The following is a 24,600-nucleotide window of genomic DNA, read 5'->3' as shown; positions in this document are numbered from 1 at the left end:
GGTGGCCAGCGCCAGCGCGTCGCCATCGGCCGGGCGCTGGTGCGCGACCCGCGGCTCTTTCTGTTCGACGAGCCACTCTCCAATCTGGATGCCGCGCTGCGTACCGAGCTTCGCGCCGAGATCAAGCGCTTGCACCAGTCGATCCGCCGAACCATGGTCTATGTCACGCATGACCAGACAGAGGCGCTGACACTCGCCGACAAGATCGTCGTCTTGAAGGCGGGCCGCATCGAGCAGACCGGCACGCCGCTGTCGCTCTACGACGATCCGGACAATGCCTTCGTTGCCGGTTTCATCGGCACTCCGCGCATGAACTTTCTCAAGGCGACGGTGGTCGATGACGGCAAGGCGCTCACGGCCGGCGAGGCGAGGATGGACATCACGCATTTGAAAGCCCGGCTCGAGAACGGCCGCAACGTTACGCTCGGCATCCGGCCGGAACATCTCGATGAGGACGAAGGTGTGGTGCTTTCGCTCGCCGTCGACGTCACCGAGCGGCTGGGTTCGACCTCATATGTCCATGGCGCGCTGCCCTCTGGCGAAACGATCGTCGCAGAACGACGCGAGGATCAGCCGCGCTTCGGCGAGACTATCACACTACGCTTCCAACCCACGCGCACCTGCATCTTCGATGGGGACGGTAGTCGCATTCGCTGACGCCCGGCACGATTTGAGTTGATGGAAGTTGCGGAACATGTGACCGGCAGATGCGGCGGAACCAGAGGCCGATACTTGCGGTGGCACAGGACCGCTACATCGTGACGGCGGGCTTGATCCAGTCCCCGCAACCAATTTTATCATAAATCAATAACCGTCCCGGTCCAACCGGGACGGTTATTGCGTTTCGGGGAAGGCAATCGCCGATTCGACGTTCATTGCGCGGTTGTGGCCAGCAGCTAGTCGGCGCGATGGTCTGGTCGAGGATACGCACGTCGCGGACGTTGATGACGACCTCAGCCTCAGCAGCGCGCCGATGGCCTGCCGGTTGGTTGAGTTGGGGTATTGTCAGCCACCACGGCCCGATGTCGGAAAAAGGCAGCTATGCGTCCCGTATGGGCCATTCAGGCGAACTACCGAAAAGCAGATCTCTCTGGCACGGTCGATGAGGCGCGCTGCCCCCCAACCCTGCAGTTATCCGCTCCCTTGGCAGCGCGGCTGACGTCACTGTGCCGAAACGATTCGCCCGCTATGCGGACCTCGTACGCTCAGAATGCTCTATTCAAAGCTTCGGAGGCGGAGATTGGTCTGATGGAAATCGATCGGGCGCAGTTCGGAGCCTCGCAATGTCCTTGCCGTCCGTGGATGGTGCCGATCCTCCACGGTGAGTTTCATCGCCCGAGCCTTCCTGCAGCTTGACCAGCAGATAGCCTGGATAGCGGATGACCCCGTCGAACTCGCGAGAGACGGTCTCCACGAACTTCATGACGCGCGGGCTGCGGTGTCTTTGCGCCGGGTAGAGCGCATAGATGGATCGCTTCTCGGAGCGCCAGGCGGGCAAGACGGGCACCAGCGCGCCGGCCTCTACTTCGTACTCGACGAAGAAATCGGGCAGGTAGCTGATCGCTGATCCTATTGCCGTGAAGTATTTCGTCATCCAATAGTCGTTGACTTTGAACTTGCCGATCGGTTTGGCCTCGGCGAGGGTCTTGTCTTTGCGCAGCCGCCACCGTTCGACCACGCTGTTGCGCATGTAGACCACGCCGTTCAGCCGTTCGATGTCGGCGATTGTTTCCGGTGTTCCATGCCGAGCCAGAAAGTCGGGGCTGGCATACAGTCCGTAGGAGATGGCGCCCAGGGTTCGACGCATCAGGGCCGAGTTTGGCGGCTCGCCAACATAGATCATGCAGTCGAAATCGAAGTCACCCACGATAAGCTTGTCGTTTGGGATGATCTTCACGTCTATATCGATGTCGGGGTTATCGCGCAGGAGGAAGTGCGCCGCAGCGCCGATGATTGCCGTCCCAAATTCGGAACTGGCTATAACACGGACACTCCCGCTGATGGACGAGTGAGCACGCTGCGCAGCGCTGGCGGCGTTCTCGCAACTGTCGAAGATGGCCACGCAATTGTCGAGATACTCCCTCCCGGCGTCCGTAAGCTCCAGCCCTCGGCGCTTTCGCACGAACAATTGCACCTGAAGCGCATCCTCCAATCTCTGCAGGTGGTGGCTGAGCGTCGATTTGGGAATGCTATAAGTGTCCGCGGCACGGGATATGCTTCCGGCGCGGGCGACCTGAACGAAACAGCTTATGTCTTTCAGTTCGTAAGGCAGGTGGCTTTCCATGTTCAAAATTCCGAACGAAGGGTTCGATGACGCGCTCTTTTATGGATTGAAGCGCCCGCCTAATGTCATCAGTGAGGCTGAGAATCGAGGAGTGGGGAAGAGTGCTGCGGCGAGCGGTCGTTTGACAAGTAGCAATAACAGGTCTGCGGCCTGCTGTCGTCGTCCATTGCGCATGGCCCTGCAGCAATAACTGCGACAATAGCTCAACTGCTCTTGTGGATCCCAACCATGAAGGTTTGGGCAAAGGTCACGCACGAGCGCCATCGAGCCTGGCGCAGCGGCTTCTTGTTGCGCCAGCCAGTAACATCAAATGTTATTGCGTTCTTGGTCGGATGCCGACAGGTGGCCCAAAGTAGCCAACATCACAAAATGCCGTTCCATCGGAACGTGAGCGTGTAACTAACGTTGGGTCCTCAAACCCACAAGGCGGATACATTTTAGGCAATGCTAACGCATGACCCGTACTGCCGGCCAAACTAGCATGGCTCCTTCGAAGCATGATCAAGATGCCGGTCCTCACTCAGTTGGTTTGGATTCGATCCTTTCTATGGCCGACGCTTCGACGATATCCACAGAGCGAGGGGCGGCGGCATATTCGGTGACGCCGTCCGGATCGCACACCTTGCCGGCCGGTCACCATGTCGTTTGTGTCGGCCTCGAATCCGCGCCGGGCACGTGCGCCGGACTGGGCGACAGCAAAGCCGAGCGCTATGACGCTCCTGCGGGCGACATCATTGTCAAGCCGGCGCATCTCGAAGCTCGCCTCTACCTGGCGAAGGCCCGGGAAAGCGCGATCATCGTCTATCCGGATGACAGCCTAAAAGAGCTTGCCCGGCAGCAATTCGGCTCGGGCCAAGCCGAACTAGGGCCCCCGCCTTTCGGTGCTGTGGATCACACGGCCTTGCGCATCGCGCAATTGCTCAAAGCTGAACTGACAAAGGAGCACGGCCCCAGCGAGTTCTACGTCGAGCGCCTCATTGCAATCCTGGGCGTGCATCTCCTTCAAGCCTATTCCGCGCGCGACGACGTCGTGCCCCAACCTTTCAAGGGCGGTCTTACGCGGAAAGCAACGCGCAGCCTTCAGGACTTCCTGAAGGTCAATCTTGCACAGAAGATCTCCGTCAACGAGCTTGCGGCGCTAGCGAACCTGTCGCCCCGTCAATTTACCCACGCATTCACCAAAACTTTCGGAAAATCGCCGCACCGCTATCTGCTCGATCTGCGGCTTGACCACGCTGCCGGAGTGCTCGCGGAGCAGCAATTGACAATAGCCGATGTGGCCTATCTCAGCGGGTTCTCCAGCCAGAGCCATTTGACTGCGGCGATGAAGAAATACCGAGGCACCACACCGACCCGGTTACGCTCCTCGTCCTGAAACGGGCCGCATCCCGTTAATCCTATATTAGCATTGTACAACAACAGCTTGTGCCTTTGGAGTAACACTTTCATTCAAGCACGCCCGGGCCGCGATATGGATCGCCGTTTTCTGCAAAATTTCGCTTTTTCTTGAAATACGCGGCAGCGTTTCCATGCCTTGTTTTCAATTTGTGCTCTGATTCATCGGAACACAATGCATTACTGCTTGCTAATTTAGGGGGAATACATGGCTGGGTTGGCCTGCGGCGGGACGATCCACGACCAGAAGGCCGCCGACGACGGCGGCCACGACCCGAGGTCGAAAACCGGCGACCTACATCCCGGGCGCGCATCCTCCCAAGCGCGTCGGGGTTCCAGGGGACGGGCGGCGAAGCAAGCTGACAGGCCGATCTTCTCGCAGTTGCTGCGCGGCGGGCGCATGACCAAGTGGAAGGGCGAGGCGGCGAGCTTTGCGCCGAACCTTGCCCACATGATCGCATCTGTCTCTCGTCCGCGTAGCGCCGCTGTCCTGCTCGCGCTTCTCACGGGCCTGGCGGCCAACCAGGCGGGCGCCGCGGATCTCTACTGGGACGCCGACGGTTCGGGACTTCAGCTTGGCGGCACCGGAACCTGGAACACCGCGGCGCCGGCGCTCTGGAACACCACCGGCAATGCCACGGCGGGCCCGTTCGTCACCTGGAACAACGGCACCCCGGACAACGCCATCTTCGCCGGCACGGCGGGGACGGTCACGCTTGGTGTGCCGATCACGGCTGGCAGCCTTACGTTCAACGTCAGCGGCTATACCATTGCAGGCGGTACGCTGACACTCGGCGGCACGACGCCAACGATCACGGCAGCCGGGAACGCCACCATCAGTTCAATCGTCGCCGGTACGGCAGGGCTGACCAAGGCCGGTGGCGGCACTTTGACTTTGTCCGGCAACAACACGTTTTCGGGAAATGTAAATATCAACGCCGGCACCTTGAGCCTGACCGGCACAAACACCTTCACCGGTGCAATCAACGTCAATACGGGCATTCTGTCTGTCAGTTCGAACGCCGCGCTGGGCAACGCAACCAACGTCGTAAACTTGTCCGCGGGAACGACTTTAAGTGCCAGTGGTTCGCTGAGTGGGCGAACCGTCAGCCTCACGGGCCAAGGCACCGTGCAGGTAGCAGGCGCCGGATCCGCCCACTACACCGGAACCGGCGGGTTGAACGTCACCGCTGTCGGCAGCACCGGCTCGATCACTCTGAGCGACAACACGAACGACTTTGCCGGTCCGGTGAATTTTTTTGTGAACAGCGCGGCTGCGGCCTCGTTCACCTCGATAGGCAATATCGGCGAGGCCAGCGCCCTGGGCGCCGGGGACACGATCAGCTTGTCGGCCAACTCAGGTGTGTCGGGGCTCTATTATACCGGAACCGGGAATACATCCAACCGGAACTGGCAGATCAACACCGGTATCGGCGCACCGACCGCTCTTATCCAGAACTCCGGCAGCGGCCTCCTGAAGCTGACTGGCAATGTTTCGGTCACGGGGGGCACGGCTGTCGCATTTTCGGCGGCCAACGCCGATTTGCAGCTGTTGGGCGTTCTCAGCAGCTCAACGGCCAACCCGTTCAGGTTCATCGCCGGCGCCAGCGGCGCCATCACGCTCGGGGATGCCAATAGCTTTACCGGATCGGCTTCGATCGAAAGCGGTGTCGTGAAGGTCGGCACGCTCGCCAATGGCGGGGTGAACAGCTCTCTCGGCGCGGGCACGAGCATAGCGTTCACCAGTGGAACCCTCAGCTACACCGGCGCCGGCGCAAGCAGCAACCGTGCATTGTCGGTCAGCGGCGCGAGCACTGTCAGCAACGATGGTTCAGGAGCGCTGACGCTCAGCGGCACCACCACGCTCAATGCCGGCTCAACACTGACTTTCGGCGGCAGCTATGCCGGCGCGGACAACGCCTTATCCGGCGTGATCTCCGGAACGGGCACCCTCGCCAGCTCTGGCGCGGCCACCTGGGTGCTTACAGGCGCGAACACGCGCACGGGCGCCATCACCGTGAACGGTGGCACGCTGCGCGCCGGCAGCGCCTCGGCCTTCGGCACCGTGACCAATGTCACGGTCAACGGCGGCATACTGGACCTCAATGGCAACAATCTTGCGCCCACCTCGCTAAACGGCACGGGCGGCACCGTCGCGATGGGGAGCGGCAACCTTACCCTCAATCTGGGCACCGGGGTCACCAACACCTATGGTGGCAGCATCACCGGCACCGGCGGCAGTCTGACCAAGCTCGGCGCAGGCACGCTGACGTTGACGGGCGCCAGCACCTATACGGGCGCAACGACGATCGGCGGCGGCACGCTGGCGCTCGACTTCTCGCCGGCCGGAGGGCCGACCAGCGGCATTATCTCTGGCTCGTCGCCGCTCGTCATGAATGGCGGAACGTTGACCGTCAAGGGTGCCGCAGGCGAGACGAATCTGCAGAGCTTCGGCGGCCTCACGATCACCACGGGCAACAACACGGTGAGCGCCACCTCCGGCGCCGGCGGCAGCACCACCGTCAGTCTTGGCGCCATCACCCGCACCGGCGGCCTCGCCAATTTCGTTCTGCCCACCGCCGGCGCGATTGCGACCAGCAATGCCGCCGGCGCGCTCGGCGGCTGGGCGACGGTCAACGGCTCGGATTATGCCAAGGTGGTGGGCGGCAATATCGTTGCCTTTACCGCGGCCGATTACGTCAACCAGGACAATGCCAGCCTATGGCAGGCCAACCAGATCCTGAGCGACGCCGGCGGAGCGGCGAACACGCCCTTCTTCAACACGGTCGGCGCCAGCATCCAGATCGGCGGGCTGCAATATACCGCGGCCGCAAACTCGACGGTGACCGTAGCGAGCGGCCAAACCCTCGGCGTTGACGGCACCATCATCGTCGCACCATCAGTGGGCGCGGCGAACCAGACGATCACCGGCGGTTCGATGACGGGCACGCTGGGCGGCGGCGTGCTGGGCGTCCAGCAGAACGGCACCGGCACCTTCACCATCGCCTCGACCATTGTCGACAACACCGGCATCGTCGGCTTCAGCAAGGCCGGGACGGGCAAGGTGGTGCTGTCCGGCAGCAATACCTACACTGGCGCCACGACCGTGAGCCAGGGGACGCTCTCGATCAATTCGGTCGCCAATGGCGGTGTCGCCAGCGCCATCGGTGCTTCGACCTCCGCTTCATCGAACCTGATGATCCAAGGCGCCACGCTCGAATATACCGGGCCGAGCGCCTCCACCGACCGCGGCTTCACCCTGGCCCGCTCGGGCGCCACCACCTCGGGCACGATCAACGTGACGAATGCCGCCGCCAACCTGTCCTTCTCCGGGCAGGTGGTGAGCCCCGACGGTGCCAATTTCATCAAAGACGGCGCCGGCACGCTGACGCTTGCCGGGGGCAACAACAACTATACCGGCACCACCACTGTCAACGGCGGCACGCTTGCGGTGACCACGCTCGCCAATGGAGGCATCAACAGCTCCATTGGCGCTTCCAGCAATGCCTCGACCAGCCTGGTCCTGCAGAATGGTGGCAAGCTGGGCTATATCGGCGCAACCGCCAGCACCAACCGCGGCTTCACACTCGGTGCGGGCGGCGGCGGCATTGACGTGATCGGCGGCACTGCGCTGACGATGAGCGGCACGGCGGCCGGCGCGGGAAGCCTCACCAAGACCGGCGCCGGAAGCTTGGTGCTGTCGGGCACGAACACCTACACCGGTGGCACCACCGTCAACGCCGGCATCCTGCGGGCAGGGTCTGCTCAAGCCTTTGGCGGCGACGCTGCCGGCGCGGGCGCTGGCGCTATGACCGTGGCTAGCGGCGCGACAGTGGACCTCGCCGGCAACAGTGTCTTCGTCGGTGGGCTCAATGGCGGTGGCAATGTCACGCTGGGCTCGGGCACCCTCAAGATCAATAGCAACGGCAACTTCACGGGCGTGATTGGCGGCACGGGCGGGGTCACCCTCGCGGCCGGCACCCAAACCTTCAGCGGCTGCGGCAACACCTATTCCGGGGCCACCACGCTGACTGGCAACAGCACCCTCAACGTCAGCTGCCTGGCCAATGGCGGCGAGCTCAGTGACATTGGCATGTCCGGCAGTGCGTCGACCAATCTCGTTTTTAGCAACGGCGCATTGAACTATACCGGCGGGACGGTCGCGACGAATCGCGGCTTCACGCTCCAGGGAGGAACGGGCGCCATTGGTGTGGCGAACGCGGCCACCACGCTGACCTTCAGCGGGCAGGCCACAGGTCTCGGTGCGCTCCGTAAGGACGGACCCGGCACGCTGATATTGTCCGGGACCAACAATTACAGCGGTGGAACGACGATTACCGGCGGCATCTTGCGGGCCGGTTCGACAAGCGCCTTCGGCACGGGCGCCGTGACGGTGAACAGTGGCGCGACACTTGATCTCGCCGACAACAACAACACAGTGGGCGGGCTCAACGGGGGCGGCAGCGTGGCTCTCGGAACGGCCACGCTTACCCTTAGCAGTGGCTTCAATTTCAGTGGAGCGATCACGGGTACTGGTGGCCTCACGAAAAGCGTCTCCGGCACGCAGACGCTCTCCGGCTGCAGCAGCACCTACGATAGCGTCACCACGATCACCGGCGGCACGCTTGCCGTGAGCTGTCTCGCCAATGGCGGGTTCGCAAGCTCGATAGGCGATTCCAGCGCCGCGGCAACCAACCTGGTGCTTAACGGCGGCACGCTGCAATATATCGGCGCCGCCGGCAGCACGGATCGCCAGTTCACGCTCGGAACGAGCGGCGGCACTCTCGATGCCTCCGGCTCGGGCGCGATCAATTTCACCAGCACGGCGGTAACACTGTCGGGAACGGGCAACCGCACGCTCACGCTCGCCGGCAGCAACACGGCCAACAACTCGCTTTCAGCGCGCATCGACGATCCCTCCGTGGGCGCCACGTCGCTGACGAAGTCCGGTGCCGGCACGTGGGTCTTGAACAACACGACCAGCACCTATACCGGCGTCACCACGATCAGCGGCGGGGTGCTTGCGGTAAGCAAGCTCGCCGACGGCGATCAGGCGAGCTCGATCGGAAAGTCAACCAATGCCGCGACGAATTTGGTGATCGGCAGTGGCTCGACGTTGCGCTATACGGGCGCGGGTGACGAGACGGATCGCCTGTTCACATTGCAGACCGGCATCAGCTTCATCGAATCCTCGGGCACCGGCGCGATCGTCTTCAAGAACACCGGTTCGGCCGCCTATACCGGCAGCGGAAACCGCACGCTGGCGCTGGGCGGCACCAATACCGGGCTCAACACGATGGGCGGCACCATCATCGATGGCCCCGGCGGCACGACCACGCTCGCCAAGAACGACAGCGGCACCTGGGTGCTCACCGGCAACAACACCTTCACCGGCAACACGGTCATCAATGACGGCAACCTGATCATCGGCAATGGCGGCACCAGCGGCAATGCCGGCGCCGGCAACGTCATCGTCGCCAATGCGACCTCCACGCTTTCCTTCAACCGCTCCGACACCTTCAGCTTCACGGGCACGCTGAGCGGTTCCGGCAACATCGCCCAGATCGGCACCGGCACGACGATCCTCACCTCGGCAACCAACGCGATCGGCGGCAACACGCGCATCGACGCCGGCACGCTGCAGGTGAATGGCGGCCTCACGAGCGCCGGGGGGATCACGATCAACGCTGGCACGCTGCAGAGCAACGGAGGGGGCGCCTCCATAACCACGCCGACGATCACGATGAACTCCGGCTCGAAGCTCAACGTCGGCGGCGGCACGGTCCAGGCCGCCGGCGGCACGCAGACATTGTTCGCCGGCGGGACCGGCGGCGCCACGATCAACATCACTGGCGGCACGTTGCTCGGCAACGGCACCCTTGGCGGAGGCGGCAACAGCCTCAATCTTACCGCCGGTTCGCTGAATACCGGCGCAGCCGCATTGAATCTTGGCAGCGGCAACGACACTTTCCTGTTGAGCGGTCTTGCGACGATCGCCGGAGTCGGCGTGGACGGCGGTAGCGGCTCCGACACGCTGCAGGTGACCACCACCCTCAGCCGCACGCTCGACGGCGCTCAGATCACCGGTTTCGAAAGCCTGAACAAGCAAGGCGCAGCCACGCTGACGCTGACCGGCAATCACAGCTACAGCGCCGGCACGACGATCGCCGCCGGCACGCTGCAGATCGGCAATGGCGCTGTCGCCGGCGCGCTGACGACGCCGAACGTGACCAACAACGGCACGCTCGCCTTCAACCTGAACAATAACTACACCTTCGGTAGCGCCATCTCCGGCACCGGCGCGGTCAACAAGCTCGGCACCGGAACCACCACGCTCACCGGAACCAATACTTATACCGGCGCGACGAACGTCAATGCCGGCACGCTGCTCATCGACGGCAATCAATCCGGCGCCACAGGACCGACGACGGTCGCGAACGGGGCGACGCTGGGCGGCACCGGCACGATCGGCGGCAGCGTCACCGTCGTCGACGGCGCCACGCTAAGCCCGGGCGGGGCCGGCAACGCTCCAGGCACGCTGAGCATCAACGGCAACCTCGCGCTGGGGAACTCCAACCTCAACGTCAACTTCGGCCAGGCGGATGTCGTCGGCGGTCCGCTCAACGACCTGATCAATGTCGGCGGCAACCTCACCCTCGACGGCACGCTCAACGTGACGCAGAGCCCTGGCGGCAATTTCGGACCCGGCACCTATCGCATCATCAGCTACAACGGCTCGTTGACCGACAATGGGCTCAATGTCACGGACCCGAACTATTTCGTGCAGACTTCCGTGGCCAACCAGGTCAACCTCGTCAACTCGGCGGGGCTGCAGCTCAGCTACTGGGATGGCGATGCCGGCCCCCATTCCAACAGCATCGTCAATGGCGGCAATGGCACCTGGCGGGCCGCCGGCGACCAGAACTGGACCGATGCCAGCGGCAACTTCGCCGCGCCCTTCGCTAACGCCAGCTTCGCCATCTTCCAGGGTGCTGCCGGCACGGTGACGGTCGACAACACGAATGGCCAGGTGCGGGCCTCGGGCATGCAGTTCGCCACCGACGGCTACCTCGTCCAGGGCGGCGACATCGGCTTGGTCGGCCCGCAATCGATCATACGCGTCGGCGATGGGTCGGCGTCGGGTTCCGGATATGTCGCGACCATCGCCTCCAAACTGACGGGCGCGACCCAGCTGGTGAAGACCGACCTGGGCACGCTGGTGCTGTCGGGCGCCAACAGCTACAGCGGCGGCACGGCGATCTATGGCGGCACGCTGCAGGTTTCGACTGACGGCAATCTCGGCGATGCTTCCGGAGGGCTTTCGCTCGATGGCGGCACGCTGCACACGACGGCCGATATCGTTTCCGGGCGCGCCGTGACGCTCAATGTCGGTGGCGGCACCTTCGACACCGATGGGGCGACCAGCTTGGCATTGGACGGCACCGTGAGCGGCACCGGCGCGCTGACCAAGGACGGCGCCGGCACGCTGGTTCTCAGCGGCGCCAACAGCTACCAGGGTGGCACCGTCATCAATGGCGGCACGGTGCAGATCACCGCCGATGCCAATCTCGGCAACGCTGCCGGCAAGGTCACCTTTGATGGCGGCACGCTCTTCCAGCAAGGTGCAGCCAGCATCGTCGCCAGCCGCAACGCGACGCTTCTGGTGGGCGGAGGAACGTTCCAGGTCGACAGCACTGTGCAGTGGGAAGGCGCGGTCGACGGGGCAGGGGCGCTCACCAAGACGGGAACCGGCGCGCTGATCCTCGGCGCCGACAACACCTATGCCGGCGGCACGACTGTTGCGAGCGGCCTCCTGATGCTGGGCACCGGCGGCACGACCGGGTCGATCCTCGGCGATGTGGTCGACAACGGTACGCTCAGCTTCAACCGCTCCAATCTCTATGCTTTTGGCGGCACGATCTCCGGCAGCGGCGGCGTCACCCAGGACGGAACTGGCAACACCGTGCTCACGGCCGACAATAGCTACGCCGGCAACACGCTGATTGTCGGCGGTGGCGGGCTCTACATCGATGGCGACCAGAGCGCCGGGACTGGGTTGACCAACGTCAATTTCGGCACGCTGGGCGGCAACGGCACCATCGGCGGCGATGTCTTCGTCGACGTTGCGGGCCGACTGGCACCCGGTGGCCCGGGCTCAACGCCCGGCACCCTTACCATCAACGGCAAGCTCGAACTGGCTGACGGCTCGAACCTCGACTATTCGTTCGGCCAGGCTGGCGTCGTCGGTGGCGCCTATAACGACCTCACGGTCGTGCACGGCAATCTGACGCTCGACGGCACGATCAACGTGACGGAGGCGCCCGGCGGCAATTTCGGCCCGGGCATCTATCGCGTCATCAGCTATGACGGCGCTCTGACTGACAACGGGCTTGATACCACGTCGAGCGATCACGTCGTGCAGACCTCCGTTGCAGGTCAGGTGAACCTGGTCGATATCAGCGCGATGACGCTCAACTTCTGGGACGGCGATGCCGGGCCGAAGGCCAATGATGGCATTGACGGCGGCAATGGCACCTGGCGGGCGGCCGGCGACGACAACTGGACCGGCTCCGACGGCGACATAAACGCCGCCTTCTCGAACGGCAGCTTCGCAATTTTCGCAGGTAGCGCTGGCACGGTGACGGTCGACAACACCAATGGCCAGGTGCAGGCCGCGGGCATGCAGTTCGCTACCGACGGCTACTTGGTCCAAGGACAGGACATCGAGCTGGTTGGATCGCAGGCGACGATCCGCGTCGGCGACGGCACCCTGCCGAGCGCGGGCTACACGGCAACGATCGCCGCGACCCTCACCGGCGCCAGCCAGCTGGTGAAGACCGACCTCGGAACTCTGGTGCTTGGCGGCACGAACAACTACACCGGCGGCACCGCCATTCATGGCGGCACGCTACAGGTCTCGGCCGATGCCAATCTCGGCGACGCGGCGGGAGCGCTGTCGTTCGACAATGGCGCGACGCTGCAAAACACTGCCGCGTTCGGCTCGGCGCGCGACGTCACCCTCAACACGGGCGGCGGCACGTTCCAGACAGACGCCGCTCTCACGCTGTCCGGTCCGATCAGCGGCGCGGGCCGCTTCACCAAGACGGGCGGCGCGGCGCTGACGCTGACCGGTACCAATGCCTATGCCGGGCCGACTACCGTTGCGGCAGGCGGGCTCTATGTCGATGGCGACAACAGCCTGGCCACAGGGCTTACCTCGGTCGGGATCGGCGCCACGCTTGGCGGCAAGGGCACGATCGGCGGCAATGTCACGGTGGCCGACGGCGCGACGCTGTCGCCAGGATCTGCCGACGGCACGCCGGGCACGCTGGCCATCGCCGGCGATCTGACGCTCGCCGGCGGCTCGATCCTCAACTACAGCTTTGGCCGGGCGAATGTCGCTGGAGGAGCTCTCAACGATCTGACCACCGTCGGCGGCAATCTCGTTCTCGACGGCACGCTCAACGTGACTGTCTCGCCAGGCGGCACCTTCAGCCCCGGTATCTACCGCGTGTTCGATTACAGCGGGACCTTGACCAACAACGGCCTGTCCGTCGGCTCCATCCCGTCCTCGAACTATTTCGTGCAAACCTCCGTCGATCATCAGGTCAATCTGGTCAATGCAAACGGGCTGAACCTGAACTATTGGGACGGCGATGCCGGTCCGAAGTTCGACGGCACCATCAACGGCGGCAACGGCACCTGGCAAAGCTCCTCGGGCAACGACAACTGGACTGAAGACACCGGCTCGATCAACGCGGGCTATTCCGACGGCGCCTTCGCCATCTTCGCCGGGCAGGCCGGCACGGTGACGGTGGACAACGGGCTCGGCCAGGCAACGGCGGCCGGCATGCAGTTCTCGACCGACGGTTATGTCATCCAGGGCGGCGACATCGGTCTCCTCGGGCCGCAGTCGACGATCCGGGTCGGTGACGGCAGCAGCGCGGGCACAGGCTACACGGCCACGATCGCTTCGGCGTTCACCGGCAGTGCCCAGCTGGTGAAGACGGATGCCGGAACGCTGGTGCTGGCCGGCACCAATAGCTACACCGGCGGCACCGCGATCAATGGCGGCACGCTGCGGATCTCGGCCGATGCCAACCTCGGCGATGCGGCGGGCGGGCTCTCCTTTAACGGCGGCACGCTCAACTCCACCGCCAGCTTCGCCAGCGACCGCGCCATCGACGTTCTCGGCCAAGGCACTATCTCGACCGACGCCGGTACCACCTTGACCCTGAACGGGGCATTGACCGGATCGGGCGCGTTCAACAAAACGGGAGATGGAACGCTTGTCCTGGCGCCCGCTGGCTCGACCTTCTCGGGATCCACCTCCGTCCAGCAGGGCACGCTCGCGGCGGGCGCTGCGGACGTCCTGAGCCCTTTGTCCGCCTTCACCGTCGCCTCCAGTGGCACGCTTGACCTTGCCGGCTTCGACCAGACGGTGGCCTCGCTCAACAACAGCGGCGCGGTGCGGCTTGGTGCTGCGGCACCCGGCACGGTGCTGACGGTGAGCGGCGACTATGTCGGCAATGGCGGCAAAATCCTCATCAATGCTGCGCTGGACGGCGATGCTTCCACGACCGACAGGCTGGTGATGCATGGCAGCACGTCGGGCACCGGCATCCTGGCGGTCACCAATGTCGGCGGCGCGGGCGCGCAGACCAGCGAAGGCATCAAGATCGTCGACATCGACGGCAGCTCGGCCGGCACCTTCACGCTTGCCGGCGACTATGTCTTTGAGGGGGACCAGGCGGTGGTCGGCGGCGCTTACGCCTACCGGCTCTACAAGAACGGCGTCAGCACGCCGGCCGACGGCGACTGGTATCTGCGCTCGACGTTGATCAACCAGAGCGGTCCGCTCTATGCGCCCAGCACGCCGCTCTACGAGGCCTATGAAGGCGTGCTGCAGAGCTTCAACGAGCTGGGCACGCTGCAGGAGCGCATCGGCAACCGGGCCTGGGGCGAGGGCGCGACGCCGCAGGGCGCTGATGTGCCCGGCCAGGGTCCGGTCGACGGCAACGCCATCTGGGCGCGTATCGATGCCGCCCATGGCAAGTTCGAGCCGAAGACCTCGACCACCGGCACCGACTACGACGTGACGACCTGGAAGCTCAATGCCGGCGTCGACGGCCTGCTGCATGAGAGCGAGGCCGGCATCCTGTTGGGCGGCATCACCGTCCATTACGGCACCGTCTCGTCGGACGTGTCGTCGACCTTCGGCACCGGCTCGATCTCGGCAACCGGCTACGGTGTCGGCGGCACGCTGACCTGGTTTGGCAACAGCGGCTTCTATGTCGACAGCCAGGCCCAAGCGACCTGGTATGACAGCGACATCAACTCGGCCGTGCTGGGTAAGCTTGCCGACGGCAACAAGGGCTTCGGCTATGGCTTGAGCATCGAGAGCGGGCAGAAGATCGCGCTGCGCTCCAACTGGTCGCTGACCCCGCAGGCGCAGCTTTCCTACTCGGCCGTCGACTTCGACAAGTTCACCGATCCGTTCGGCACGATCGTGTCGCCCGGCAGCGGCGACAGCCTGATCGGCCGCCTCGGCATCTCGGCCGACTATGAGGACCAGTGGGCCGACAGCGCCGGCCAGGTGAGCCGGGCGCATGTCTACGGCATCGCCAACCTCTATTACGACTTCCTCGGCGGAACCGATGTCGATGTCTCAGGCGTCAAGCTTTCCAGCCAGAACCAGAAATTCTGGGGCGGCGTCGGTCTCGGCGGCTCGCTCGACTTCGGCGACGGCAAATACTCGGTCTATGGCGAGGCGCTGGCCAGGACCAGCCTGGCGAGCTTTGGCGAGAGCAATGTCATCAGCGGCAAGCTCGGCTTCAGCGTGCGCTGGTAGCGGCATCGACGAGGCACCGGCATAGCTTGGTTAAGCAATACAATGCGCGCTGTTGTGCGCATTCTCTGTAGTTCGCATTCCCGGCGGTCCGACTTTTTGAGAGATGGAAACGAGATGAAACGAAACAGACGAATTGGACGTGTCACTCTGGTAGCGGCAAGCCTGCTCTCAATGGCAGCCGCATTCGCGCAAGAAACCGCGGCTCTGCCCGGAGGGGCGACCTCACTCAGGGAAGGGCATGGCGACTGGGCCGTCTCTTGCAATCTTGCCGCCCAGAACGGCACCAACGTGAAAGTCTGCGCGCTGTCGCAGGAGCAGACCGACAGTCAGTCGCGTCAGCGCGTGGTGGCGATGGAGTTGCGCCCGGCCGCAGAGGCCGTCCAGGGAACGCTGGTGCTGCCGTTCGGCCTGGCGCTCGACCAGGGCGTGACGCTGCAGATCGATGACGGCCCGACCCTGCCGCCGCTGCGCTTCCGCACCTGCCTTCCCGGCGGCTGCCTGGTGGATCTGAATTTTGATACCGATACGTTGGCGACCCTTCGTGAAGGCAAAAGCCTCAAAGTCAAGGTGGTCGCCGACGGCGGCAAGGAGACCAATCTGGCGCTCTCGCTGAACGGCTTCCCCAGCGCGGTCGACAGGACGGTGGCACTGTTGAAGTAGACGTTTCTATTTCCCGTATCGCTGCTCCAGGGCTTCGGCAATGTGTTCGCAAAGCAGGTCTCCGGTGACGATGGTGACGTGGAGACGGATGCATGCACCCTGCGGATCAACCATCGTGACCACCGCGCCGCCGTCGGAGTATTCGAACGTGTCCAGAACCTTGTGAATGACGAACTCAGCTATATTGGGCGCAGAGCCTGCGGGATCTTCCACGGCCTTCCTCCATCCCGAAATCAGCGGGTCATGCCTTGGTCAACAATCGTGTATCGACGCGGTCTCCTCCGACAGCTGCCCGATCTTTAAATATGTAGCGGATTGCCCTAGCGTCCAGGAGAGTACGCGCCATCGCGCACACCTGTTGAGCGGGGAGTATCTCTTTGCTCACAAGGGCAAAGGGTAAGCGTTCCGCAAGAGCGGCGTGAAAATGCTCGCGGCGCGTTGAACCAAGGCGGCTCGGTGAACCGGAAGTGGCACCAGGGACAGGGTGCGCTCGGCCTCAAACCGGCGCTGGCAGGGCAGACGATCGTGTGGTGGAGCAGGACCTAGCCGCGACGCTCGCGCTCGCGAGCCGCGTCTATATTAAAAGCAGCGGCCATATCGCCCACGAAGTGCCGGCCGCCGAGCTCAGGAGTCAACTGGACCTGCTGCAGCGCTGTCTTGGCGTCTAGTCCAGGTCGAGGCGCGGTTGCCAGCAATGACGGACGCGCGTGCGATGCCGATCGGTCGCCGTTGTTGGTCACCTTACACTGCGCCAGCCCAACCGTGATTCGATGCGCGAGGCGCTAGCTTTGACCAGATGGATCAGATCCGGGTTCTTCTGTTTCAGCTTGATATCGGGAACCACGATAGAGATCGTCGCCCTGCAAGCCCCCTCGCCGTCGCATATGGGGGCGGCGATGCAGGCCACAGAGAAGTCGGATTCACCGGCCTGGATCGAGAGGCGTTGTTCGAGCGCCGCGGCGGCCGTGCTCGCCAGCACCTTCTCATCCGTTTCGGCTCGGCCGGTCGGGGAAGCCGTTGCGGAGCGCGCAAAAATGGCGCGGCGTTCCTCTTCCGGCAAGTGGCCGACCAGCATGCGGCCGGAGGCGGTCCAGTTGAGGGGGCTGCGAGTGCCTACGCGCGAGGTCACCTGGAAGTGGTCCTTGCCCTCCTTCATGGCGAGCACCACCATGTGATCGCCATCGCGCCCGCAAATCTGGATGGTCTCGCCCGAGTTCTGGGCGAGCTCGTGCATCTCCTGGATCGCGACGTTGAGAAGATCAAGGGTGCGGGCATAGGTCAAACCATAGTGGTAGAGGCGAGGCCCGAGCCACAGGAGCCCGTTGTCCTGCCGGTCAAGCAACTCCTTCTCCACCAGGTCGTCAACGATCACATAGATGGTCGACAGCGGCGCGCCTATGTCGCGGGCGATCTCGTAGGCGGTCGCCGGTCGCTCCACCTTCTGCAGATAATCGAGGATCTGCAGCGCCCGGTCGATGCCGCTGGTGCGCGAGCGGCGCGGCTCAGGCGCCGCAATTGGCGCCGCTTCGATTTGGGCCACTATCCTGGTCATTGGTTCGGACATCTTTCTCAAGGCGAGTGTAGAACGGGATGGCTGTTTGCGATACCTGATACATCAATCCGGCCATTTCAGGATCGCCGCTTCCCGTGCGCGCAGGCGCTCCTCAAAGGACATGGCGGCCATCACGTTCGACTTGCGCGCCTGATCCAGTTCCACGGCCAGCCGCTTTGCCACGACAAGCTCCTCACCCGGATGCAGATTGCAGGGGTCGAGGAAGAAATAGCCGTGCTCGACCTCATGGTCGCGCACGACGACCGGAGGGTCGCCGGCAGCCAGGCGGTCGGCCAGATCCCAGGCGGCAATGCGGGCTTCAGCAGGGTTGACGGAAACTTTCAGGCGATCGAGCGGATTTTTGGTCGGATCCGGGGCGATTTCGGCGATTATACCCGGTCGGCCATCGAGCGCCTCGACCCAGCAGTCGAGCGCCTTGCGTTCGCGGGCGCGGATGCCGTCATGGTCACGTGTTTTCCATGCCTGAAGTGCCGCCACAGCGCCGACGATGCCTTCCTTGCCCACCTTCATGCCGCGGCCAATGCCGCGATTTTGCAGATAGACGTCGCGCACCCTTGCCTTGGATCCGGCAACGATGCCCGAGGTTGGGCCGCCGAGAAACTTGTGACCGGAATAAAGAACCAGGTCGGCTCCATCGGCCAGGAAGCCCTTCAGGTCGTATTCCGACGCCGCATCGACGATCACCGGTACGTTGCGCGCGTGGGCCACTTCGGCGAAAATGTTCAAGGGGATTTGCGCGTAGCCCACCACGTGGTGTGACACGACGTAGACGGCGGCCGCGGTGTTTTCGGTAAGGGCGCCGGCGAGTTGATAGGCCGCGGCACTTGTCGCCTGGCCGACCGGCACGACCTTGGCTCCGGCAATGCGGATCGCCTGCTCGATAGGCGCGCCGTAGCTCACCATATGGCCGGACTGGATGACCACCTCGTCCTTCAGCCCGGCCGCGTCGGGCAGGCGTTCGATCGCGACCAGATCAGGTCCGGTCATGCAGGCTGCCACCGCCAGGCTGATCGCCGCCGAGCAGGACGCCGTGACAAAGCCGGCTTCGGCGCCGGTCAGGTCGGCGATCACGGCGCTGGCGCGACGTTGTAAGTCACTCATTTCGACGAATTCGCTCAGGATCGCCGCCACTGCTTCGACGGCATCCGGCACCACGATGGAGGCGCCGAGCCCAGTCATCGTGCCGGAAACATTGATGACCGGTCTCAAGCCAAGGCGGCGACGAATGTCCTCAATCGGCATGGCGGTGCTCTCCTTAGTGGGAATTCAATCGATGGCGATGATGGCTTCGATCTCGACGGTGATTTGGCCAGGCAGCGAACCGTGCCCGACGGCCGATCGCGCGTGAATTCCGGCCGGACCGAAGACGTCGATGAACAGATCCGAGCAGCCATTGATGACGGCAGGATGGTCGGCGAAATCGGGCACGGCATTGACCATGCCGAGCAGTTTCACCACACGCCGCACACGGCTCAAGTCGTGGAGCGCGGATCGCATCACGGCAAGCAGGTTGATACCGGTCAGCCGTGCATGTGCATAGGCCTGCTCCACCGTCACGTTGCCGCCGACCTTGCCGGTGTGCTGCATGCCGTCAGCCTCGGTCGGCCCCTGACCGGACAGGAACAGAAGCTTGCCTTCCTGAACGTGGGTGACAAAATTGGCGATTGGAGGTGGTGCCTGGGGCAGGGTGATGCCCAGCGCCTTCAGGCGGTCATTGGGCGAGCTTTCCGATCGCTTCATCGGCTCGGAAAAAGTCATGTAAGCGAACTCCAGTCAGTCATTTCTTTGGTCGTGGCGAATGCAGGCCACATGATGTCCGCCGCCGATGGGCGAGACCGGCGGGATTGCCGCGGCGCAGGCTTCGATCGCTTCCGGACAGCGAGTGCGAAAGACACAGCCCGATGGCGGATCAATCGGGCTGGGAATATCGCCCAGGAGCGGGACCCGAACGCGCATGCGCGTTGGATCCGGCACCGGTGCGGTTGCCAGTAACGCCCTGGTGTAGGGATGCCGTGGCGCCGCATAGACCAGCCTGCTTGGACCACGCTCCATCACCCGGCCGAGATACATGACGACGACTTCGTCGCACAAATATTCAACCACCGACAGGTCATGCGCGATGAACAGCAGCGTCAGGCCAAGCTGCTTTTGCAGATCGCCAATCAGGTTGAGCACTTGGGCCTGCACCGAGACGTCGAGCGCCGAAACCGGCTCGTCGGCAACAATGAATTCTGGTTCCACCGCAAGTGCCCGGGCAATGCCGATCCGTTGGCGCTGGCCACCTGAAAATTCATGCGGGTAGCGAGAGGCATGATCGGGTGAGAGGCCGACAAGCGCAAGAAGCTCGGCAATGCGGTCCTGCCGCGCCTTGCCACGCAAATAGCCGCGCGCGTCGAGAGCTTCGCCGAGTATCGCGCTGACACGCAGGCGCGGATTGAGGCTGGAGAAAGGGTCCTGAAAGACGATCTGCAGCTTTTGCCGATAAGCGCGCATCTCGCGCGCCGACAGCGAGAAGAGATCGACGCCATTGAACAGGGCTTTGCCGCTGGTCGGCTCGATCAGACGCAAAATGGCGCGACCGGCGGTGGTCTTGCCGGATCCGGATTCACCGACCAGACCGACCGTCGAGCCGCGCTTGACCTCGAAACTGACGTCCTCCACGGCGTGCACGACACGGCCGTTGCGCGCGGGAAACCGCTTTGTCAGTGCCTGGACGCTGAGCAGGGGGGCTGCTTGTGTCGTGTCGTTGGTTTCAGCGTCGGCAATCATAGTTCGGCGCTCCGGATGCAGCGGGAGAACCCTGCCGAGCCCGCCGGCATCAACGGTGGCGGGGCGGCCCGGCACGGGGCGATTGCGTAATCGCAGCGCGGCTCGAAGGCGCAGCCGGGCGGCAGGGCGGTGATCGCCGGCACGCTGCCGGGAATGGAATAGAGTATTTTGCGCTCGCCGGCCGCATCGACGTCGCGCGCCGCATTGGGAGTGCAGGCGAGCAGGCCGCGCGTATAGGGATGGCGCTGATGCGCGAACAGATCGTTGACGGGCGCCTGCTCGACGACGCGGCCGGCATACATGACCACGACGTTGTGCGCGATCTCGGCGACGACACCGAGATTGTGAGTGATGAACAGGATCGACATGCCGAACTGCTGCTGCAGCCGTCGCAAGAGATCAAGAATTTGAGCCTGGATCGTCACGTCGAGCGCCGTCGTCGGCTCATCGGCAATCAGCAGCGAAGGATTGCAGGCAAGCGCCATCGCAATCATCACGCGCTGGCGCATGCCTCCTGACATCTGATGCGGATAATCATCGAGACGCGATGCGGCATCGGGAATTTCCACATGCCGCAGCATCTCCAGCGCCCGCTTGCGCGCTTCCTGCCGGCCGACCGGTTCATGCAGCGCGATCATCTCGCCGATCTGGTCGCCGACGCTATAGAGCGGGTTGAGGCTGGTCATCGGCTCCTGGAAGATCATCGCGACCTCCTTGCCGCGGATGCGGCGGAAATCCTTCGCCGTGAAGCCTGCGAGATCGTCGACTTTGCCGGCCCGGTTGCGAAACAGGATTTTGCCGCCGGCAATACGGCCCGGCTTCGACAGCAGCCCCATGATCGACAAGCTGGTGACCGATTTTCCCGAACCGGATTCGCCGACCACGGCCAGCGTCTCGCCGCGCTTTAGCTCGAAGGTGACGCCGTCGACCGCCTTGGCGGTGACGCGCCGGGTCACGAACCAGGCCTTGAGGTCCTGGACCGAAAGGATCGTGTTCTGGGCCAGCGCCTCGCTCAAGCTTTCCATCCGCAATGAGGACAAGCGCCGTCACCGGCATCCGTGGCGGGCACATGCCGGTGGGCAGGTATCGCGTTCGCGCCCAATATTGCGTAGCGCGGTTCGAACAGCTGGTGCAGCACGCTCGTCGCACCCTGGGAGTCTTTCACCGTCAGTTCGGCATCGGCCAGTTCGAACAATGTGAATTCCGCCGGCTTGCCCTTTTCCAGCAAGCTGTCGGCTGGCAGTCGGATGGCCCGGCGTGGTGCCACAGTCGACGCTGTCACTACGTCCTCGAACGCCATGCCCAGCGGCAGAAGCTTCGACATGGTCGTCGCCATGTCCCACACGGAACCGTCGAGCGAGCGGTTGTGCAGATCGGTCGAGATCGTCTTCGGCGGCAGGCCGCGTTCCAGAGCGGCCTTGGCGACATCAAACGAGAAGGATGCCCCGCCATGGCCGACATCAAGCACGATGCCGCGCGACGCCGCGTCCTCGGCCAGACGGTAGAGATCGTCATCCTCGAGGATCGAGCCGCCGGCCTTGCCATTGAAGCAATGGGTGACGATGTCGCCTTCGGTCAGCAGGCCGAGAATGTCGTCATAGAGCGGCGGCGGCTCGCCAACATGCACCATCACCGGCAGCTTGACGATGCGGCCGAGCTTCTTGGCCAGCCTGACCGGCGTCAGATCCCAGCCGCCGGTGATGACGTGGCTTGCCCGCACCTTCAACCCGACGATGACGTCGCGGTTGGCTTCGATGGTGGCGATGGTTCGGTCGATGTCGATCGAGCGCATGTCGATCAGTTCGCTCACCCGGTTGCAGGCGACAAGCCCGATCGAGCCGATGTTCAAGAATGCGTAGATGTTCTCCTGTGCCGGCTCGACGATGAATTCGCGAAAGCCGTGGAAATTCGCCTCGCCGGCAGAGCCTGCGTCAACCATGGTGGTGACGCCGCTCGCGGCACCACATTGCTGGGGCCGAATGGAGATATCAGTGCCGCCATACCAAACATGGACATGCAGATCGGTCCAGCCGGGCGACAGGAAGGCGCCGTTCGCCTCCACCACCTTGACGTCGTCGCCGGCGCCAATCATCGAGCCGATCTCCGCGATGCGCCCGTCCTTGTCGACGAGCACGTCGATGGCGGGACCGAAACGATCGCCGAACGCCACGGGCCTGGCGCCCCTAATCAGCAGCGGCTGCTTCATTTCGAGAAAACGATTGCCGAACATCAGATGTCCTTTGCCAGACGGGGATCGAGAAGGTCGCGCAGGCCGTCGCCAACCAGTTGCAGGGCCAGCACGGTGATGACGATGGCAGCGCCGGGGAACATCATGATCCAGCCGGCCTGGTCCATGTACTGACGGCCGACCGCAATCATCGTGCCCCAGGTCGGGATGTCGGGAGAGATGCCGACACCGAGAAACGATAGCCCGGCTTCGGCCAGGATGGCGTTGGCGAAGATGAAGGTTCCCTGCACCAGGATCGGCGAGGCGACGTTGCGCAGCACGTGACGCACCAGGATGACCGGCGTCGGCACGCCGAGCGCGCGCGCCGCTTCGACATAGGGCAATTCGCGGATCACCAGCGTTGAGGCGCGCACGACCCGCGCCAGCCTCGGCGCGTAGACGATGCCGAGCGCGACAACTACGTTGACTGCCGTGGCGCCGAGTGCCGCCACCAGGGCGATGGCAAGCAGAATATCGGGAAACGCCATCATGGCGTCGATCAGCCGCGAAAGCGGGGTGTCGAGCTTCCTGAAGAAGCCGGCCATCAGACCAAGGACGATGCCGATCGCCGATGAAAAGACGACGACTGAGAAGCCGACGGAGAGGGAGGTGCGCGCGGCATAGAGCATGCGCGTGAACACGTCGCGGCCGAGATCGTCGGTGCCGAACAGATGCTCGAGGCTTGGCGGATGCAGCCGGCTGGCGATCGAAAGCTTGGTCGGCGCATAGGGCGCGATGATCGGCGCCAGGATCGCCGCCAGTGCGATGACGACGAGCAGGGCCAGCCCCACCGCCGCCGTCGGGCGGCCGAGCAGCCGTGACAGAAGGTTGGGCTCCTGCTGCAGCGGGGTTGCGATCGCGGCCATCAGTAGCGCACCCGCGGATCGATGAGGATGTAGAGCATGTCGATGACGAAATTGACCAGCACGTAAAGGCCAGCGATGACCAGCAGCGCGCCCTGGATGACCGGATAGTCGCGCCGCAGCACCGCCGAGACGACGAGGCTGCCGACCCCCGGCAGGCCGAACACGGTCTCGGTGACGACGGCTCCCGAAATTAGCAGCGCCGCCGTCAGGCCGATCACGGTGAGGATAGGGATAAGCGCATTCTTCAGCGCGTGTTTGAGCACCACGCGCCACTCGCTCATGCCCTTGGAGCGCGCGGTGCGGACGTAATCGTCGTTGAGAACGTCCAGCATCGAGGCGCGCGTGAAGCGCGTGATCAGGGCCGAACTGACAAGGCCGAGCGCCAGCGCCGGCAGCATGAGATGAGCGATGCGATCGCCGAACGAGGCGCCGGGTCCGCCATATCCCGACGTGTCGAACCAGCCGAGCCTGACGGCAAAGACCTGGATGAACAGCAGGCCGAGCCAGAAGCTCGGCACGCTGGCCGCGAACATGGCGATCGTGGTGGCCGCCTGGTCGAAAAGCGAGCCGCGCCTGTAGGCGGATAGGATGCCGACGGGCAGGGCGATCACAGTCGCGATCATGAGCGAGAACACGGTCAGAAAGAAAGTTGGTTCGGCGCGCTGGAGGAGTGCCGTGGTGACCGGCTCTTTGAGGAAGATTGACTGGCCGAAATCTCCCTGCATAACCCCGGCGAGGTAGTGCAAGAACTGTTGCGGGATTGAACCATCAAGTCCCAGTTTGGTGCGAAGGGTAGCGATGTCGGCGGCCGTAGCGTCGGGACCGAGCATGACCGCGGCCGGGTCGCCCGGCGTCACCCGCACGATCACGAAGACGATGGTGGCAACCAGCGCCATCACCACGATCATGCCGAGGAGCCTGTTGAGAACCGAGCGCAGCATCCGCGTTGATATCTCCGGGGCCGGTTTTGCGGGA

General features: G+C 63.8%; 14 protein-coding genes. 4 read left to right on the top strand and 10 right to left on the bottom strand.

The annotated features are described in order from the left end of the window. On the top strand, nt 1-657 hold a 657-nt coding region (locus tag LB520_RS20585), incomplete at its 5' end, for an ABC transporter ATP-binding protein (protein ID WP_224638829.1). Nucleotides 658-1,219: 562 nt separating this feature from the next. Here the strand turns inward: LB520_RS20585 and LB520_RS20580 are convergent. Further along, nucleotides 1,220-2,284, bottom strand: coding sequence for a LysR family transcriptional regulator (locus LB520_RS20580; protein ID WP_224601138.1), 1,065 nt, complete (start codon nt 2,282-2,284; stop codon nt 1,220-1,222). Nucleotides 2,285-2,738: 454 nt separating this feature from the next. Between LB520_RS20580 and LB520_RS20575 the strand changes: the two genes are divergently transcribed. The 3 genes from LB520_RS20575 (at nt 2,739) to LB520_RS20565 (ending at nt 16,190) form a co-directional block, all read left to right on the top strand. Continuing rightward, a complete protein-coding gene (locus LB520_RS20575) occupies nt 2,739-3,659 on the top strand; it encodes a helix-turn-helix transcriptional regulator (RefSeq protein ID WP_224601136.1) in 921 nt (306 codons plus the stop codon). Between the two features lie 228 nt (nt 3,660-3,887). Further along, nucleotides 3,888-15,530: an autotransporter-associated beta strand repeat-containing protein gene (locus LB520_RS20570; RefSeq protein ID WP_224638826.1), complete on the top strand. Its 11,643-nt coding sequence runs from the start codon at nt 3,888-3,890 to the stop codon at nt 15,528-15,530. 171 nt (nt 15,531-15,701) lie between these two features. Then, a complete protein-coding gene (locus LB520_RS20565) occupies nt 15,702-16,190 on the top strand; it encodes an invasion associated locus B family protein (protein WP_224608165.1) in 489 nt (162 codons plus the stop codon). A gap of 6 nt (nt 16,191-16,196) precedes the next feature. Here the strand turns inward: LB520_RS20565 and LB520_RS20560 are convergent, their stop codons facing one another. From LB520_RS20560 to LB520_RS20520, 9 genes are all read right to left on the bottom strand, one after another. Beyond that, nucleotides 16,197-16,403 carry a hypothetical protein gene (locus LB520_RS20560; RefSeq protein ID WP_224638825.1) on the bottom strand — a complete coding sequence of 69 codons (207 nt, stop codon included), beginning with the start codon at nt 16,401-16,403 and terminating at the stop codon, nt 16,197-16,199. 523 nt (nt 16,404-16,926) lie between these two features. Further along, on the bottom strand, nt 16,927-17,742 hold the full coding sequence (locus LB520_RS20555; RefSeq protein WP_224608208.1) for an IclR family transcriptional regulator: 816 nt from the start codon (nt 17,740-17,742) through the stop codon (nt 16,927-16,929). Nucleotides 17,743-17,805: 63 nt separating this feature from the next. Further along, entirely contained in the window at nt 17,806-19,005 is a 1,200-nt protein-coding gene (locus LB520_RS20550; RefSeq protein ID WP_224608160.1) for an aminotransferase class V-fold PLP-dependent enzyme, read from the bottom strand. A 24-nt stretch (nt 19,006-19,029) separates the two neighbouring features. After that, nucleotides 19,030-19,521 (bottom strand): RidA family protein, encoded by a 492-nt coding sequence (locus LB520_RS20545; RefSeq protein ID WP_224544535.1) that lies wholly within the window; start codon nt 19,519-19,521, stop codon nt 19,030-19,032. 15 nt (nt 19,522-19,536) lie between these two features. After that, the gene (locus tag LB520_RS20540; protein ID WP_224608153.1) at nt 19,537-20,532 is read right to left on the bottom strand and encodes an ABC transporter ATP-binding protein; all 996 of its coding nucleotides are present in this window, start codon (nt 20,530-20,532) and stop codon (nt 19,537-19,539) included. Continuing rightward, nucleotides 20,529-21,536: an ABC transporter ATP-binding protein gene (locus tag LB520_RS20535; protein WP_224608206.1), complete on the bottom strand. Its 1,008-nt coding sequence runs from the start codon at nt 21,534-21,536 to the stop codon at nt 20,529-20,531. Before LB520_RS20535 ends, LB520_RS20540 begins: the two co-directional genes overlap by 4 nt. Nucleotides 21,537-21,544: 8 nt before the next feature. Further along, a complete protein-coding gene (locus LB520_RS20530; RefSeq protein ID WP_224608150.1) occupies nt 21,545-22,762 on the bottom strand; it encodes an amidohydrolase/deacetylase family metallohydrolase in 1,218 nt (405 codons plus the stop codon). Further along, nucleotides 22,762-23,625, bottom strand: coding sequence for an ABC transporter permease (locus LB520_RS20525; protein ID WP_224608147.1), 864 nt, complete (start codon nt 23,623-23,625; stop codon nt 22,762-22,764). Before LB520_RS20525 ends, LB520_RS20530 begins: the two co-directional genes overlap by 1 nt. Further along, on the bottom strand, nt 23,625-24,566 hold the full coding sequence (locus LB520_RS20520) for an ABC transporter permease (RefSeq protein WP_224608144.1): 942 nt from the start codon (nt 24,564-24,566) through the stop codon (nt 23,625-23,627). The genes LB520_RS20525 and LB520_RS20520 overlap by 1 nt, the downstream gene beginning before the upstream one ends. Between the last annotated feature and the right edge of the window lie 34 nt (nt 24,567-24,600).

The sequence above is a fragment of the Mesorhizobium sp. CA12 genome (assembly GCF_020165255.1).
In the GTDB taxonomy this organism is placed as follows: Bacteria; Pseudomonadota; Alphaproteobacteria; order Rhizobiales; family Rhizobiaceae; genus Mesorhizobium.
The sequence above is the reverse complement of the archived record's forward strand: the minus strand, read 5'-3'. Positions and strand labels throughout refer to the sequence as shown.

Excerpts from the sequence above, each read along its gene's own strand:
- LB520_RS20580 (WP_224601138.1), bottom strand. The coding sequence starts at position 2,284 with ATGGAAAGCCACCTGCCTTACGAACTGAAAGACATAAGCTGTTTCGTT.
- LB520_RS20575 (WP_224601136.1), top strand. The coding sequence starts at position 2,739 with ATGACCCGTACTGCCGGCCAAACTAGCATGGCTCCTTCGAAGCATGAT.
- LB520_RS20570 (WP_224638826.1), top strand. The coding sequence starts at position 3,888 with ATGGCTGGGTTGGCCTGCGGCGGGACGATCCACGACCAGAAGGCCGCC.
- LB520_RS20565 (WP_224608165.1), top strand. The coding sequence starts at position 15,702 with ATGGCAGCCGCATTCGCGCAAGAAACCGCGGCTCTGCCCGGAGGGGCG.
- LB520_RS20555 (WP_224608208.1), bottom strand. The coding sequence starts at position 17,742 with ATGACCAGGATAGTGGCCCAAATCGAAGCGGCGCCAATTGCGGCGCCT.
- LB520_RS20550 (WP_224608160.1), bottom strand. The coding sequence starts at position 19,005 with ATGCCGATTGAGGACATTCGTCGCCGCCTTGGCTTGAGACCGGTCATC.
- LB520_RS20545 (WP_224544535.1), bottom strand. The coding sequence starts at position 19,521 with ATGACTTTTTCCGAGCCGATGAAGCGATCGGAAAGCTCGCCCAATGAC.
- LB520_RS20540 (WP_224608153.1), bottom strand. The coding sequence starts at position 20,532 with ATGATTGCCGACGCTGAAACCAACGACACGACACAAGCAGCCCCCCTG.
- LB520_RS20530 (WP_224608150.1), bottom strand. The coding sequence starts at position 22,762 with ATGTTCGGCAATCGTTTTCTCGAAATGAAGCAGCCGCTGCTGATTAGG.
- LB520_RS20525 (WP_224608147.1), bottom strand. The coding sequence starts at position 23,625 with ATGGCCGCGATCGCAACCCCGCTGCAGCAGGAGCCCAACCTTCTGTCA.
- LB520_RS20520 (WP_224608144.1), bottom strand. The coding sequence starts at position 24,566 with ATGCTGCGCTCGGTTCTCAACAGGCTCCTCGGCATGATCGTGGTGATG.